This window comes from Alkalimonas collagenimarina, assembly GCF_030717845.1.
GTDB lineage: Bacteria > Pseudomonadota > Gammaproteobacteria > Enterobacterales > Alteromonadaceae > Alkalimonas > Alkalimonas collagenimarina.
The window spans coordinates 153,156-167,625 of sequence record NZ_JAUZVZ010000001.1; the positions used below are offsets into that span (position 1 = coordinate 153,156).

The 14,470-nt window shown below is 48.8% G+C and carries 16 protein-coding genes; 10 read left to right on the forward strand and 6 right to left on the reverse strand.

The annotated features are described in order from the left end of the window. Positions 1-47 precede the first annotated feature (47 nt). The 4 genes from Q3O60_RS00695 to Q3O60_RS00710 all read right to left on the reverse strand — a co-directional run bounded on the left by Q3O60_RS00695 (position 48) and on the right by Q3O60_RS00710 (position 1,468). The gene (locus Q3O60_RS00695) at positions 48-320 is read right to left on the reverse strand and encodes a Txe/YoeB family addiction module toxin (protein WP_305891978.1); all 273 of its coding nucleotides are present in this window, start codon (positions 318-320) and stop codon (positions 48-50) included. Next, complete coding sequence (locus Q3O60_RS00700) at positions 301-573, reverse strand: type II toxin-antitoxin system Phd/YefM family antitoxin (protein ID WP_305891979.1); 273 nt, start codon at positions 571-573, stop codon at positions 301-303. Before Q3O60_RS00700 ends, Q3O60_RS00695 begins: the two co-directional genes overlap by 20 nt. A gap of 288 nt (positions 574-861) precedes the next feature. Further along, a complete protein-coding gene (locus tag Q3O60_RS00705) occupies positions 862-1,230 on the reverse strand; it encodes a hypothetical protein (RefSeq protein WP_305891980.1) in 369 nt (122 codons plus the stop codon). A 40-nt stretch (positions 1,231-1,270) separates the two neighbouring features. Then, a complete protein-coding gene (locus Q3O60_RS00710) occupies positions 1,271-1,468 on the reverse strand; it encodes a hypothetical protein (RefSeq protein ID WP_305891981.1) in 198 nt (65 codons plus the stop codon). Between the two features lie 689 nt (positions 1,469-2,157). Here Q3O60_RS00710 and Q3O60_RS00715 point away from each other — a divergent pair. From Q3O60_RS00715 to map, 4 genes are all read left to right on the forward strand, one after another. Further along, on the forward strand, positions 2,158-2,436 hold the full coding sequence (locus Q3O60_RS00715; protein ID WP_305891982.1) for a type II toxin-antitoxin system RelE/ParE family toxin: 279 nt from the start codon (positions 2,158-2,160) through the stop codon (positions 2,434-2,436). 11 nt (positions 2,437-2,447) lie between these two features. After that, positions 2,448-2,747: a HigA family addiction module antitoxin gene (locus Q3O60_RS00720; protein ID WP_305891983.1), complete on the forward strand. Its 300-nt coding sequence runs from the start codon at positions 2,448-2,450 to the stop codon at positions 2,745-2,747. 298 nt (positions 2,748-3,045) lie between these two features. Next, complete coding sequence (locus tag Q3O60_RS00725) at positions 3,046-3,252, forward strand: ParD-like family protein (protein WP_305891984.1); 207 nt, start codon at positions 3,046-3,048, stop codon at positions 3,250-3,252. Further along, positions 3,245-4,018: a type I methionyl aminopeptidase gene (gene map / locus Q3O60_RS00730; protein WP_305891985.1), complete on the forward strand. Its 774-nt coding sequence runs from the start codon at positions 3,245-3,247 to the stop codon at positions 4,016-4,018. Before Q3O60_RS00725 ends, map begins: the two co-directional genes overlap by 8 nt. Before the next feature lie 66 nt (positions 4,019-4,084). On the opposite strand, the gene Q3O60_RS00735 is transcribed toward map, so the two are convergent. Further along, positions 4,085-5,392, reverse strand: coding sequence for an aminotransferase class V-fold PLP-dependent enzyme (locus Q3O60_RS00735; protein ID WP_305891986.1), 1,308 nt, complete (start codon positions 5,390-5,392; stop codon positions 4,085-4,087). A gap of 371 nt (positions 5,393-5,763) precedes the next feature. On the opposite strand from Q3O60_RS00735, the gene Q3O60_RS00740 reads away from it, so the two are divergent. The 4 genes from Q3O60_RS00740 to Q3O60_RS00755 all read left to right on the forward strand — a co-directional run bounded on the left by Q3O60_RS00740 (position 5,764) and on the right by Q3O60_RS00755 (position 11,852). Beyond that, positions 5,764-7,596 (forward strand): GGDEF domain-containing protein, encoded by a 1,833-nt coding sequence (locus Q3O60_RS00740; protein WP_305891987.1) that lies wholly within the window; start codon positions 5,764-5,766, stop codon positions 7,594-7,596. Positions 7,597-7,731: 135 nt separating this feature from the next. Further along, the gene (locus Q3O60_RS00745; RefSeq protein ID WP_305891988.1) at positions 7,732-8,559 is read left to right on the forward strand and encodes a MipA/OmpV family protein; all 828 of its coding nucleotides are present in this window, start codon (positions 7,732-7,734) and stop codon (positions 8,557-8,559) included. A gap of 115 nt (positions 8,560-8,674) precedes the next feature. Then, positions 8,675-9,373 (forward strand): RluA family pseudouridine synthase, encoded by a 699-nt coding sequence (locus Q3O60_RS00750; RefSeq protein WP_305891989.1) that lies wholly within the window; start codon positions 8,675-8,677, stop codon positions 9,371-9,373. 223 nt (positions 9,374-9,596) lie between these two features. Then, positions 9,597-11,852: an arginine/lysine/ornithine decarboxylase gene (locus Q3O60_RS00755; RefSeq protein ID WP_305891990.1), complete on the forward strand. Its 2,256-nt coding sequence runs from the start codon at positions 9,597-9,599 to the stop codon at positions 11,850-11,852. 50 nt (positions 11,853-11,902) lie between these two features. On the opposite strand, the gene Q3O60_RS00760 is transcribed toward Q3O60_RS00755, so the two are convergent. After that, positions 11,903-12,490, reverse strand: coding sequence for a gamma-glutamylcyclotransferase (locus Q3O60_RS00760; RefSeq protein WP_305891991.1), 588 nt, complete (start codon positions 12,488-12,490; stop codon positions 11,903-11,905). Positions 12,491-12,798: 308 nt separating this feature from the next. Here Q3O60_RS00760 and Q3O60_RS00765 point away from each other — a divergent pair, with 308 nt between their 5' ends. Together Q3O60_RS00765 and Q3O60_RS00770 are read left to right on the forward strand one after the other, a co-directional pair. Then, positions 12,799-13,140, forward strand: a complete 342-nt coding sequence (locus tag Q3O60_RS00765; protein WP_305891992.1) for a DUF6172 family protein — start codon at positions 12,799-12,801, stop codon at positions 13,138-13,140. 32 nt (positions 13,141-13,172) lie between these two features. Continuing rightward, positions 13,173-14,459: a DEAD/DEAH box helicase gene (locus Q3O60_RS00770; RefSeq protein WP_305891993.1), complete on the forward strand. Its 1,287-nt coding sequence runs from the start codon at positions 13,173-13,175 to the stop codon at positions 14,457-14,459. Positions 14,460-14,470 lie beyond the last annotated feature (11 nt).

Below are 14,470 nucleotides of genomic sequence, written 5' to 3' on the forward strand. Positions count from 1 at the left end.
GGAAAATCCAGCGTGTGACAGAAGGGGGTTTTCAAATTACAAAGCTGCTAGGGCTGATCGTAGTGACCACCAATAGCGAAGATATAAATGAATTTTTCATCGAATCGATATATTAAACGATCTTTCTGTGATATCCGCTTAGACCATAGGCCAGATAGGTTGTGCTTTAGTGGTTCAGGCTTTCCTAAACCTGAAGCTGGGTCGTTTGAACGCAGCATTTCCTTGAGCAATTTGCACAAAGCCTTGTGCAACCGTTTGTCCTTTTCGCGCATAGCTTCATACGCTTCCCAGGTATTACCTTCAAATACCAGTGATCTCATTCATCTGCTCTTCAGTTGGTATATAGCCTTCACTACGGTTGTGGGTTTCAAGAGAGTGGGCAATCTGCTGCATGAGGCTCTTGCTTTGGAGAACATGAAGGGTTTCCTGTTCTCGCTCCCAGTCGTCGGCACTCATAACAACAAAAGCCTCACCGGCTCGACGAGTTACCTTGAGCGGTTCATGCCTGTTAACAACTTGTTCTACAACGCTCTTAAGGTTGTCTCTAAATTTGTTTACACTGATTGTATCCATAATGGCACCTTGATGTACGGAGTTTCCGTACAAGTATACGGTAAAAGCCCTGACAAGGCCAAGCACGGCGACGCCTTTTTCGTTTCGGCTTTGCGTTCACTACAAAGCCGCTCGTGTTGGCGGCATTGAATTACTTAGGTAAAAACTCCACGTACTAATTATTGGGGGCAGATCAAAATAAAATAGGTTAAATTTACTTCAGATCTTGATCCCCGAAAGGCTACGCTATGGCAGGGCTTCCCCGAGTGCATCTGGTTGGTTAATCGCTTGGTATACATGACCACGTAGCTAGGCTGGCCAACCTCCGATAATCTCTACAACCATTAAAAAAAGTGCCAAGAGGAGATTGCCTGCAAGGCTGGATAACAACCAGAACGATAGCAACCACTGAATAGGAGTAGCTGTTTTTCGTACCTCATTCATGCCTTGAACAAAACTACGGTTCCTCTCTTTTTCCCAATGTGTAAAAGGAATCACCGCTGCCATCGCATATACCCCGCTTCGAAAAGGCCAAATTGCCCAGTTAGTTATATAGTCTTGGCTTTGAACTCGTAGTCTTCGTTGGATAGGTAAAGTTACGAACAAGGTAACAATTGGATAGGCAATAATCATTGAGGTCACAACACCAGCCAGTAAGATTGCGAACCAGAAAGGCATTTCTGATTCCATTAGCGGCGGTTGAGGATATTGGCAGAAATCACCATGAGTAGCCCAACAAATTCATTACGCTATACCCCACCAAGCCGAATATTACTGCACTATAAAGGCTCACTTCAAGCCAAAGTGATAACCACCACTGCAAGGGGGTTGCTGCTTGCCGTACTGGCTGCAAGGCATCAATAAAGTGACGATTTCGTTCATTGCGCCAGCGCTCAAACGGTACTACGATTGCCATGGCATAAACAGGACTTTGAAATGGCCATATTACCCAATCGCTAATATAATCTTGTTTTGTGGGTTTCAACTGGCGTTGAATCGGACGAGTAACAAACACGGCTACAACAGGATAGGCAACAAAGCAGGAAAGCCATAAGCCTACAAAAAAAAATACAAACCAGTCCTGTGCTGATAGGCTCATTAGCGTCGGCCTCTTATACGGTCATATGCGTAGCCAGTAACTCAGGTTGGGATGCAAAAAACTCGTGAGCTCGTTCAGTGGTTTTGGGAAAGTAAATGTCCGTCATCTGCATATCCTTATCAGATCGGTTAAAGTGTCGAAATTTTACCAAAAAAACATTTTTTATACAATTGCTTTTTAAATGTCATAAAATAAACTACTGGGTCAGATCAAAATCAAATAGGCTGAACTTACATCTGGCTGAGTTGCAACAAGATCTCGAACAACAGAAAGAGAGCAGTCATGATAATGCGGCTGTAGTAGTGGCTAAAAAACTCGGCGCTTTATTTCCATGTTAATCATTATGAGGGTAATAATCCCAATAGTTGATGTACGCCTGACCAACCCCGGAAGCATATCGTTAAGTCAGGTTTGTAAGCAAAGCATAATAGCCTCAGCCAGCGTGCTGGGATTTTATGCATTGGTACTGACTTTGCTTTTTATCGATTATCGATATATGATTAATTATGTTCAAAAGTTTTAAATGCGCAGAAACGCAGCAGCTTTTTGAAACCGGAAAAACCAGCCGGTGGTCTGCTATTGCAAAGGTTGCCACCAGAAAGCTAACTCAGCTGGATGCAGCGACCAGCCTGGAGTTTTTACGCAGCCCACCGGGCAACCGACTGGAGTTGCTAAAAGGCAACAGGGCGGGGCAATATAGCATTCGTATGAACGATCAGTGGCGCTTGTGCTTTCGTTGGCAAGACAGCAATGTATGGGATCTTGAGATTGTGGATTATCATTAACAGGGGGAGTTATGTTTAAAAATGGCATGCGTGCAGTACACCCTGGTGAGGTATTGCGCGAAGATTATCTGGAACCACTCAATATGAGTGCTAATGCCCTGGCACAGGCGCTTCGGGTGACACCGGCACGGATCAATGAAATCGTGCGCGAGAAGCGCGGGATCACAGCCGACACCGCACTGCGGCTGGCTCGCTATTTTGGCGGTGATGCACAAAGCTGGCTCAATTTGCAGGCAATCTATGATCTGAAACGAGCTGAGCAAGAAAATGGTGAGAAAATAAACAGAGATATTTCACCGCATGAGGCTTAAAGCAAGTTTCTACTGGTTACGATAATGGCCGGCATTGCGCCTGCGTTTATCCGGTAACTATTGGGGTCAGATCAAAGTAAAATAGGCTACTTTACATCAGATCTCGGTCCCCGAAAGGCTACGCTCTGGCATGACCTCTCCAAGCGCTTTGCGTTATGTGTTTTTCAAAGGAACCTGATTACTTTATGTTTATGCGCAACTTTCTATAGCTTCGGACGTTAAACGCTCGACGACCATCTTGTCTGAATGTCAATGAGAGTATATGATTCGTATATACATCGTATATTAAGGTTCAGGTATGGGAATTGTTAAAATTGACGACGAGTTACATGACGAAATTCGTAAAGCAAGCTCAGTCATGGTTCGCTCTATAAATGCACAAGCTGAGTTTTGGATAAAAATTGGCATGCTTGCGGAGGCTAATCCAAATATGTCGTTTGCTGAAATCATGGGCGAGCAAATGAAGCTGGCCGATATTGACATAAGGAAGGCGGTCGGTGGCTAATGTAGAAAGGAAAAGTGCTGACGAATTAAGTGTGATGCGTGAATCCGGACGTCTACTTGCATCAGTTTTCGACTATCTTGATAACGTTGTCAAGGCTGGTGTATCTACGATGGATATCAACAATTTGGCTGAGAGATACATTACTGACCAGTTAAATGCCCGCCCCGCCAGCAAGGGGCAATATGGGTATCAATATGTCCTGAACAGCTCTGTAAACCATGTTGTATGCCACGGTATTCCATCGTCCACTCAACTATTGAAATCCGGTGATATCGTCAATCTTGATATCACGTTAGAAAAAGGTGGGTTCATCACCGACTCCAGTAAGATGTATATGATCGGCGATGTAACTCCAATGGCCAGACGGTTGGTTGAAACCACCTATGAGGCAATGTTGGAAGGGATTCGGAGTGTAAAACCCGGCGCAACACTTGGTGATATTGGTTATGCCATTCAGAGGCATGCGGAGAAGAACGGTTATTCCGTTGTTCGCGAGTATTGTGGTCATGGGATTGGTCGGGAAATGCATGAAGAGCCTCAAGTTTTGCATTATGGCCAAAAAGGGAAAGGTCTCACTCTGCAAGAAGGGATGGTGTTCACAATAGAGCCGATGATCAATCAAGGGAAGGCCAAGGTTAAGTTAAAAAAAGACGGGTGGACCGTTGTCACCGCTGACAAAAAGTTATCCGCTCAGTGGGAGCATACGGTTGCGGTTACCCCGACCGGTTATGAGGTGCTTACACTCAGGGCTGATGAGCATATTTAACAATCGTCATTACTGGTGACATAACTCTATGCCGGTTTTTTTATGTTTTGCTACAGATTCTGTTAACTACAACCGGCTTAATGCCGTCAGGCTGCGTTCAATTTCCTGTTCGTTGTTAATCAGGCTGGGAGCAAAACGGGCATAAGGTCGCCGGTACGGGGTGGTGCTGATGATAATGCCTTGCTCATGCATTGCCTTGTCTACCTGCCAGGGGGCCAGTTCCTTGTAATCAAAACAGACCATGCCGGAGGATAGCTCGGCCGACATCGGCGTGTGCAGCGTTACGCCTTTAATTTGCTGCAGGCCTTGTTTCGTCAGGGTGTTTAATTGGTGGATCCGCTGTTGCACCTCGGCTTTGCCGAGCTGTAAATGCAGCTTAAAGGCTTCTGGTAAAGCCCAGCGATGATCAAAGGCATGAAAACCGCCCGGGGTCATGTGTTCACCGGGTGGTACCTGATCCTGCGTCATATAGCCCAGCCATACTGCATAGGAGCGGCTGAAACTGGGCACCACTGCCTTGCAGTGCGCCCAGCCTCTATCACTACCCCAAATAACACCGGTGCCACGCGGGCCAAACAACCACTTATGGGTACCGGCAATAAAGAAATCACAGCCCACAGTACTGACATCAATATTCTCAATGCCAAAACCATGCACACCATCTACCACATAAAGGATTTGATCGGCTTCATCCCGTGTTTGGTTTAGCTCTGCCAGCATCTTTGCAATTTCATGGATTGGCAGCTTTACCCCGTTCATCGAGTGAACCCAGGTCAGTGACACCACCTTGGTGGCCGGGGTAATGGCCGCTTTAAGCTTACTCAGAACCTCATCTTTGCTAACCAGCGCAGGGTTGTCATACAGGGATACCCGCCGTACTTTGGCATCGGTGCGCTCAGCACGCAATTGCAAGGACAAGTCCATGGCATAATGGTCGTGCTCTGTTTGCAGAATTTCATCATCAGGCCGCAACATCAGTCCGCTGGCCACCATGGCCAGCCCCATCGTAGTGCTGTCGGTCATGGCTATCTGGCTGGCATTGCCGCCCATGTATTCCGCCGCAGCTTCGGCTATTGCCTTATCCATCTTGCCCACGTTTTCGTAGTAGTAGTCTGCCGGGTTTTCATCAAAAGCCCGGCGGTGTCGCTCTATCGCCTCGGCCACTGGCCTGGGGTGGGAAGACAGTAAAAAAGTCGCCAAATGCACGTGCTGGCGACTTAAAGCAAATAAGTCTCGCAGTCCGCTCCAATCGGCCGCTTTAAGCACAGTCGGAGCTGTTGCTTGCGCTAAGTTCGCCTGCGCCATAGCAGGGACCGACAGCAAGCTGCTGCCAAGCAATAAGGAGGTTTTGGTCAGAAATTCACGCCGCTGCATAACGATCACCTCTGGTTGAGTTTTGTACAGTATAGTTGTTTTTTGCAGTTACCAACGTGGTATTTGGCCGGTGGGCCAGAGCCTATTATTCAGCGCGGTAATAACCGAAAGGTTTGATTGAAGCGTTAACATGGCGGCCAAAGGTGAGTCGGGAATAATTTTGATCTGACCCCAAAACTATGATCTGCCCCTCAAATTAAAGCAGAATGTGCAATCATCCTCTAAACTGTGGAATATACCACTTTTTAACAAGGCAGGGCTTTCCATGGGAAATACTCTGAGACTGGCCTGATTCGGAAGCTTAAGGAAAATTGATTAACTCTGCCGAGTAGCTGCATTTTTTCAAAATGCGCGAAAGAGCGGGAGGATGGATGAGACTATTTTTGCAGGGTATCGTGCTCTTCAGTTGCCTTCTTTTTATGCTCTTACCAGCGGCGGCGAGTTGTCTGGGTAGCGGAGATGACGAGATAGAAGCGCTCGCCAAGGACATCGGCCGCCAGCCTTACGAGGCTTTACAAGCGATCGAGCAAGCGTTGAGTCAGGGGCTTAGTCTGACAGTTGAGCGTCGTGCCTGGCTAGAAGCTGCCCGGGCTCAGGCCAGACGAATGGTCGGATTGAAAAACACTGAGCTACCGCAAGCTATCGAAGAGGCTAAATCACTGCCAACAAACCACCCAGCGTTGTTGCACTTACAAATTTTCAACCTATATGGCGCTGATCTATCCCCCTCAACCCGCGAGATTATAGATGCGATGGATCACAAACTTGCCCAGCGGCCTGCCGATCAACCTGCAACCTTGTGCCTGAAGATTCGTCTTGCTTCTGTGATGGCCTATTATAGCTCCTTGAATGGGGAGAGTTTTGAGCTTGCTGCTAAAGCATACCTTCATGCTGATACTGCTCAGCTTGCCTGGATGCGTGCTGAGGCGGCTTCGGTGCTGAGCCAGGTGGTTCTCAGAACCGATAGTAGTTATGCGCGAACGTTCCGTGAGGAAGCGCTGGACTACTTCGAGTCGCAAGCGATGCACGACATGGCTGCCAACGAGTTATTTATGGACGCTATGTCCTGGGCCGTTGAGCGAGATCCAGATTCTCTGCAAATAGCTGCAGAGCAGTTCCGACGCTCCGGGGTGGCAGCACATCGCGCCAACAACTCTTTTGCAGCTGCTTATGCCGAGGCTGGGCTTTGCGATATGTTGGGGCAGTTAGGGCGTGTGCAGGAAGCCCTGCAAAGCTGCAGCGCCAGCCTTGAGCAACTTAAAGGCGTAGGTCACATTACAGAGTACATTACAATCATTAATTTTGCGGATGTTTTGCTTGCGGATAATCGCCCGGAGCAGGCGATGGAGATGCTCGCTCCTTTACCAAAAGACTGGCCAGACTGGGCTTCTGGTTTTAATGGGTATCGCTTTTACCATGTCAGAGGGAAAATTCATGTGCTACTTGGCAATGCAGAGGAAGCGATTGCTGATTTGACATCTGCGCTGCGTGAACTGCGCGGGCATGAAAGTAGCGCAAGAGCGCGTAACAACCGTTTATTCCAGTCACGTTTTCGCGTTGACTTACTGGAACAAAGCCTGGAACTCCAGACACTCGAAGCCAAAGAAAGAGAACAACGCAACCGTATACTGTTGGTAGCTGGCTTGATCGTGCTGGTCTTGCTGTGTGTTATCGTTATTACGCTGATTAGGCACCAACGCCTGTATCGCCGTATGGCTTTCACGGATCTGTTAACCGGGGTGGCGAATCGCCGCTACACCGAGGTGCGTGCGCAGGAAGCACTCGAGCATGCGCGTGCGCGGCGGCAGCCGCTGTGCATTGCTCTGCTGGATCTGGATCAGTTTAAAACCTGTAACGACCGCTATGGCCATGATGCGGGTGACGAAGCGCTTAAGCGATTCGCCAATGTGGCTGAGAATGTGCTGCGTCCCGGTGATCTGTTTGGGCGATGGGGGGGCGAAGAGTTTCTGTTGGTACTTCAGAGCACAGACCGTAGTGCCGCTACTGCCGTACTGGAGCGCCTGCGAAGTGCAGCAGCTGCTGAGCACCTGGCGCTCGCCCCCGACTACCTGCTGCAGTTCAGCGCTGGTATTGTTGAGTTCCGGCATGGTACGGAACAACTCACCGAGCTTTTAACCATGGCAGACCAGGCACTTTATCGCGCTAAGTTTGAGGGCCGAAACCGTAGCTGCTTTGCTTTGTGATAGGGCCTGAGTTTAAGTAAATAGTGAAATAAAAAGCATCAATATGAGATCGCTTGACTGAAGTGACACGTATAGCCACAAAATAACTATACTCACGGATGATCTTTGTCCGGAACCATACAGGAAAGGTTTCTCATGAAAAAATTCATCAGTTTATTGTTGATCGTGTTTATACATGGTTGTTTCTTGCAAACCGCATTAGCGCAAGAGGAAAGAAAGGCTTTGGTTCCTTTGCCGTCAGCCGATGACTTCTCCAGAGGTAAGGATGGCTGGAGTTTCGGATTAGGTCTTGGCATTGAATATGAAACTGCCTATGAAGGGTCTGACGAATTTGGTTTTGAGGTCGATCCTGCTGGTGCAGTGCAATGGCGCAGAGGAGATGATATTTTCTTTTGGGCGGGTGAAGCATTAGGTTGGCGTGGCCTTCGTGCAGATACATGGCTACTGGAGGCCCTTGTCGGTTTCGATGAAGGCCGTGAAGAAAGTGACTCCAAAAAGGGGTATTTGGATGGGCTCGGTGATAACGATGAGGGCTTTGAATTGGTGCTGCAAGCACGTCGTGCCTTCGATGCTGATTGGCGTTATTGGTTGGTTGGCCGAGTGGTGACCGGAGGCAACGGCAATCTTGGTCTATTCGGTGTGGGGCGCCGGTTCGGCGATAAAGTTGACGGGTCCGGTTCTGAAATTAACCTCGTTGTGGTGTATCATGACAGCAAATTCGCCAACAAAGATTTCGGTATCAACGCTCAGCAGGCGGCAGCATCCGGATTGAATGAGACCTCATTGGGTGGTGGCATTCGCTCATTTGGCATCAATTACGATTATCGCTATTTTATCAATGATAATTGGCGGATTTTCGGCGAAGTGCTTTATGAGCATTTTACCAGCGACGTTAGGGCCAGCCCAATCGCTCGAAGCAACTATGAGGCCGAAGTAGGCGTTGGAATTCTTTACGTATTCTAATCGTTGGGGGGCAGAACAAAAAACACGGTTGATGCTCAAATCCATCACGTTACGCCATGATGTGTATGAACCCGACAGCTTGTTGACCGTGTTTAATTTTTAAGTAGAGGTTTGATTGGCTGCTTCAGGTATTATTGATCACTTTATCGCCCCTGCTTGCGAAGATGATGTACATATTTTATTTCAGGACGATGCCATCTTATTGATCAACAAGCCTTCAGGCCTGCTGAGTTTATCGGGTAAAAACCCACTGAACCGCGATTCGGTACACTTTCGTTTGGTACATGGTCAGCCCGGGGTAAGCCCGGCGTTTCCGCTGGCCAGATTGCCGCATCGCTTAGATTTTGGTACCTCGGGTATGATGGTGGTTGGTTTGAACGAACACGCCACAGCGCATCTTAATAAGCAGTTTCAGGCCGGTACGGTGCAAAAGCGTTACACCGCTATGTTGGAAGGTTGGGTTCCGGATGACGAAGGTGTGATTTCTGCACCCATCGCTAAAGATAAAAGCCAGTTCCCACTGGTGAAAATTTGCGATAGCACCGGCAAAGCCGCAACCAGCCGCTTCAGGGTAATAAACAGAATGAGTCAACCGCGGCGCAGTCTGGTGCAATTTACCCCGGTGACTGGCCGTACTCATCAGCTGCGAATTCATAGCCTAAGCATCGGCCACCCGATCCTGGGGTGTGATTTGTACCACAGTGCAACAAGCCAACAGCTGGCAGATCGATTATTACTGCATGCCGGTGATCTCTATTTTGAACATCCGACAACTGGCGAGCCCTGCCACGGGCACTGTGCCAGCCCTTTTTAGGTTTTATTCTCTATAGTTATTGGTAGTAATTATTGGGGCAGAACCAAATTAAACTGAATGCTGGCATTTCGCTCTTCGCTGCCGTTCAGTTTTCTTTGTGCCAAGTCATTTCAACCGGATAACTTTGCGCCACATCGTGATCGGGTTTTAATGCACTTCTAAAAAAATACGAATAAGGTTACCTTATTATCCGAATAAATATGTCCTACAAAAGGATGCACAGATGAAATTCCGTTTTCCGGTCATCGTCATTGATGAAGATTTTCGCTCAGAGAATATCTCGGGCTCAGGTATCCGTGATTTAGCCGAGGCCATCGGCAGCCATGGTTACGAGGTCGTGGGCTACACCAGCTATGTTGATTTAACTGCCTTTGCCCAGCAAGCCAGCCGTGCGTCCTGTTTTATTTTGTCGATTGACGATGAAGAGTTTGGCAGCGGCAGTGATGATGAAGTTAATGCGGCCCTAACTGAGCTGCGTGCTTTTGTCAAAGAAGTACGTAAGCGCAATGCCGATATTCCCATTTTTTTATACGGCGAAACCCGTACCAGCCGCCATATCTCGAATGATATTTTGCGCGAGCTGCATGGCTTTATTCATATGTTTGAAGACACGCCAGAGTTTGTCGCCCGGCATATTATCCGCGAAGCCAAGAAATACCTGGATGCGCTGGCACCGCCATTTTTCAATGCCTTAATGGATTATGCGGAGGATTCTTCTTACTCCTGGCACTGTCCGGGGCATTCTGGTGGCGTCGCCTTTTTAAAAAGCCCGGTTGGCCAGATGTTTCATCAGTTCTTCGGTGAGAATATGCTACGGGCCGATGTTTGTAACTCGGTGGATGAACTGGGGCAATTGCTGGATCATACCGGGCCGGTAGCGCAAAGTGAGCAAAATGCCGCCCGCATTTTTAATGCCGATCATTTATTTTTTGTCACCAACGGTACCTCGACCTCGAATAAAATGGTGTGGCACTCCGTCGTGGCACCGGGTGATATTGTGGTAGTGGATCGCAACTGCCACAAATCGATTTTGCATTCCATTATTATGACCGGCGCCATACCGGTATTTTTAATGCCAACCCGCAACCATTACGGCATTATTGGCCCGATCCCTAAAAGTGAGTTTTCGCCTGAAGCCATTGCCAAAAAGATTGAAGCGAACCCCTTTGCCCGCCATGCCAAAAACAAAAAACCGCGCATTTTAACCATTACCCAAAGCACCTACGACGGTATTTTGTATAACGTGGAAGAGATAAAACAGCAACTGGGTTCAACCATAGATACCCTGCATTTTGATGAAGCCTGGTTGCCGCATGCCAGCTTTCATGATTTTTACCAGAATATGCACGCCATTGGCAAAGACCGCCCGCGTTCAGAAGAAACCCTGGTATTCGCTACCCAGTCGACCCATAAATTACTGGCCGGTTTGTCGCAGGCATCACAAATCCTGGTGCAAAATGCCAAGCAGCGTAGCCTGGACACGCATCGTTTTAACGAATCCTATTTAATGCACAGCTCTACCAGCCCGCAGTACGCCATTATTGCCAGTTGCGATGTAGCCGCCGCCATGATGGAAGCTCCGGGTGGTACTGCACTGGTTGAAGAAAGCCTGCATGAGGCCATCGATTTTCGCCGTGCAATGCGCAAGGTGGATGCTGAGTTTGGCGAGAATGACTGGTGGTTTACCGTGTGGGGCCCCGAGCATTTGCCGGAAGAGGGCATAGGGGATCGCGATAACTGGATGCTGCATGCCACAGACAGCTGGCATGGCTTTGGTGATATTGTCTCGGGCTTTAATATTCTCGACCCGATTAAAGCGACTATTATCACGCCGGGTCTGACGCTGGAGGGGCAGTTTGACCAGCAGGGTATTCCGGCGACTATCGTTAGTAAGTATCTGGCTGAACACGGTATTATTATTGAGAAGACCGGCCTGTATTCGTTCTTTATTATGTTTACCATTGGTATTACCAAAGGCCGCTGGAACTCTATGGTGACTGAGTTGCAGCAGTTTAAAGACGATTACGATCAAAACCTGCCGATGTGGCGTGTTATGCCGGAATTTGTCGCCAAAAACCCACGCTATGAAAAAGTCGGGCTGCGTGATTTATGTCAGCAAATTCACAATATTTACCGGCAGTTTGACGTGGCCAAAGTCACCACGGAAATGTATTTGTCGACCATAGAAACCGCCATGACCCCGGCTGATGCCTGGGCCAAAATGGCCCACCGCGACATAGAGCGGGTATCTATCGATGACATCGAAGGCCGGGTGACGGCGATGCTGGTCACGCCTTATCCTCCGGGTATACCGCTGATGGTGCCGGGTGAGCGCTTTAATAAAACCGTGATCAACTATCTGCAATTTACCCGGGCTTTCAACAGCAAGTTCCCGGGCTTTGAGACCGATGTACATGGTTTGGTGCGCGAAACTATCGATGGTGAAAGCCACTACTGTATTGATGTGGTATTGGAGTAAGTGCTAAACGCTAAATAAAACCGGGTTGGTGTGCTGCACTGCCCGGTTTTTCATTTTTGGCGTTTGTAGCACGGTACACGCTTTATCAGCTCGCGTTCAATGGCAAACACATGTTCGTCATGCTCATTCATATCGCGTAGTGCTTGTGCCAGCTTTAACAGGTAGTCGCTATTGGGGCCACTTGGCCCTGCGCTGCTGGCGATATGCGCGGCGATAGCGGCGTCGGTGTCCGGGCCCAGATAAGCCTCATTATCGGCACTGGCTAAATACACCAGGCCTTGCGCTTGCCCTGGCTCGTCCAGCCAGTGCAACTCAGTAAATACCCGCAGGTAGCCGTTTTTTTCGCGGTGATCAAGGTGTTCAAAGGTATCGGGTGTTACTTCATAGGCCATACCAGCGCAGCGGGCGCCCGGAGCCTCTGTCAGGGTGAGCACCCGGCCCGGCGCCTCTGGCGTGCCGCGATGATCATGCGAGCCCTGCCAGAAACGGCGTTGCCAGCCATAAATACAGGCCGGTTTGCACTGCAGGTATGGAAAATCAGCCTTGTAAATCAGGGAGCCATAACCAAACAACCAAACCGAATCAAGGTGATCCAATGGCTGTCGTTGTTTGTTCAGGGCAATGGTGTTGTGCGACATAAGGCTCCACTCTGGCAGATAAGGTTTTGGTTGCTGCCTGTTATGGTAACAACTTTATGCTTGCTGATGTTGAGAAACAGGTTATCTGGTTATGAGCCATTGGATTTGGAGCAAAATAAAGTACGTTAAACTTACATGAGCTCAGCAACACAGTGATTGACTGCTGAAATGTATGTCTTGCTGACCGATCTACGATAGATTGTGCATAAATTGCAGATAGTGGCGGTTATCTTCTATGCTTCCATGTAGAATACGCGCCTTATAATCGCATTTGGCTTCACTGCTGAGTGCACATCGGTAGGAAATTTATGAAAAAGACATTCGCGTTAACGCACCCCAAGCTAAAACCGGCACGTTGGGTTGACGCTATTAAACATGAAATTAAAAAGTATCTGAACCGTGAGCGGCGCAAAGCACTGCCGGATGGCATGGGCTACTGGACTTTTGATTGTCGCTTTGGTGCATCCAAAGACGTGGCTGAAAAAGTATTTCCTTCGGACATCAATAAACAGATTGATGCCGCTGTCGCGCAGGAACTGCCTGAGTTTTATGTCGAAATCATCGCCAGGGCTTGCAAGCATAAGCCGCGTGATCTTCATGTCGATTATCAAGACGACATTGACGGCGACAATGATAATGCCAGCGACTAATTATTTTCATTTTGGACTGTAGAGTAACTCTTATGCAATTTTCATCTTTAGATTTAGCGGCAGATTTACAGCGCGCTTTGGTCGAGTGCGGCTACAGTGACATGACACCGGTACAAGCTCAAGCCATCGTGCCCGCTCGTCGCGGTAAAGATTTACAAGTGACGGCGCAAACCGGTACCGGTAAAACCGCTGCCTTTGCTATCCCGCTATTGCAACGCATGCTGGATACACCAAAAGCCACGGTTGCGCATCGTCCCAGAGCTTTGATCTTAACACCCACCCGCGAACTGGCCGAGCAAATAGCCAATGCGATCACCGCTTATGCCCGGTTTTTACCGCTGAGCGTGACCGCTTTGTACGGTGGCGTGAAGATGGGCGGGCAGGCCAGTAAGTTAGCGGCAGGTGTGGATATGCTGATCAGCACCCCCGGTCGATTGTTGGAGCATTTAGCCCTTGGCCATGCAACCTTAAGTGATGTGGAGTTTGTGGTGCTGGATGAAGCCGACCGCATGCTGGATATGGGCTTTAGTGCCGATGTGCTGAAGTTACTACAGATGACCGCAAACAACCGACAAACCTTATTGTTCTCTGCTACTACTTCGCCTGCGGTTAATGAGTTGTCGCATAAGATTCTGAAAAATCATCAGCAAATCCGGGTGACGAAAACCAACAGCGCGGCGGATACAGTCAACCATGTGGTGTATCCGGTGGAAGAAAGCCGCAAAATCGAATTATTCGAGCAGCTGTTAGCCGAGCAAAATTGGTTTCAGGTGTTGGTGTTTACCAGCACCAAGGATCAGGCCGATCGGTTGTTAGCTGGCTTGCAGCAACGTCGTATCGAAGCCGCGGTGTGTCATGGCGATAAAAGTCAGGGCGCGCGGCGTCGGGCTATCGCTGATTTTAAATCGGCCAAGCTGCAGGTATTGATTGCGACCGAAGTTGCAGCCCGTGGTTTAGATATTCAGGGCTTGGATTACGTGGTGAATTTTCATCTGCCGTACTTGCCAGAAGATTATGTCCATCGCATTGGTCGCACTGGGCGGGCGGGGGCGGCAGGTCATGCTATTTCCTTTGTTAGCCGTGAAGAAGAGCAAAGCTTAGAGCGTATCCAAAAGCTGATGGGAAGTTCGATTAAACGCATTACCCGACCTGGCTTTGAAGTCAGTACCCGCGACTCGCTGTTAAAAAGCATTTCGCGCAAGGTGCTGACCGGGCGCTCCAATAAAGCGACGGCAACCACCATTGAACTGCAAAGTTCAGGCAAGGCCAAAACGAAAGCGAAGCCGAAGCCTAAAGCCAAAACCGGTCGCAGTAAGTAAGGCCGTGTGCG

What these genes read in the sequence shown, in the direction of transcription:
- Q3O60_RS00760 (WP_305891991.1), bottom strand. Translation starts at nt 12,490, where the DNA reads ATGTCGCACAACACCATTGCCCTGAACAAACAACGACAGCCATTGGAT.
- Q3O60_RS00710 (WP_305891981.1), bottom strand. Translation starts at nt 1,468, where the DNA reads ATGGCAATCGTAGTACCGTTTGAGCGCTGGCGCAATGAACGAAATCGT.
- Q3O60_RS00745 (WP_305891988.1), top strand. Translation starts at nt 7,732, where the DNA reads ATGAAAAAATTCATCAGTTTATTGTTGATCGTGTTTATACATGGTTGT.
- Q3O60_RS00705 (WP_305891980.1), bottom strand. Translation starts at nt 1,230, where the DNA reads ATGCCTTTCTGGTTCGCAATCTTACTGGCTGGTGTTGTGACCTCAATG.
- Q3O60_RS00720 (WP_305891983.1), top strand. Translation starts at nt 2,448, where the DNA reads ATGTTTAAAAATGGCATGCGTGCAGTACACCCTGGTGAGGTATTGCGC.
- Q3O60_RS00740 (WP_305891987.1), top strand. Translation starts at nt 5,764, where the DNA reads ATGAGACTATTTTTGCAGGGTATCGTGCTCTTCAGTTGCCTTCTTTTT.
- Q3O60_RS00770 (WP_305891993.1), top strand. Translation starts at nt 13,173, where the DNA reads ATGCAATTTTCATCTTTAGATTTAGCGGCAGATTTACAGCGCGCTTTG.
- Q3O60_RS00715 (WP_305891982.1), top strand. Translation starts at nt 2,158, where the DNA reads ATGTTCAAAAGTTTTAAATGCGCAGAAACGCAGCAGCTTTTTGAAACC.
- Q3O60_RS00700 (WP_305891979.1), bottom strand. Translation starts at nt 573, where the DNA reads ATGGATACAATCAGTGTAAACAAATTTAGAGACAACCTTAAGAGCGTT.
- Q3O60_RS00725 (WP_305891984.1), top strand. Translation starts at nt 3,046, where the DNA reads ATGGGAATTGTTAAAATTGACGACGAGTTACATGACGAAATTCGTAAA.
- Q3O60_RS00755 (WP_305891990.1), top strand. Translation starts at nt 9,597, where the DNA reads ATGAAATTCCGTTTTCCGGTCATCGTCATTGATGAAGATTTTCGCTCA.
- Q3O60_RS00735 (WP_305891986.1), bottom strand. Translation starts at nt 5,392, where the DNA reads ATGCAGCGGCGTGAATTTCTGACCAAAACCTCCTTATTGCTTGGCAGC.
- Q3O60_RS00765 (WP_305891992.1), top strand. Translation starts at nt 12,799, where the DNA reads ATGAAAAAGACATTCGCGTTAACGCACCCCAAGCTAAAACCGGCACGT.
- Q3O60_RS00695 (WP_305891978.1), bottom strand. Translation starts at nt 320, where the DNA reads ATGAGATCACTGGTATTTGAAGGTAATACCTGGGAAGCGTATGAAGCT.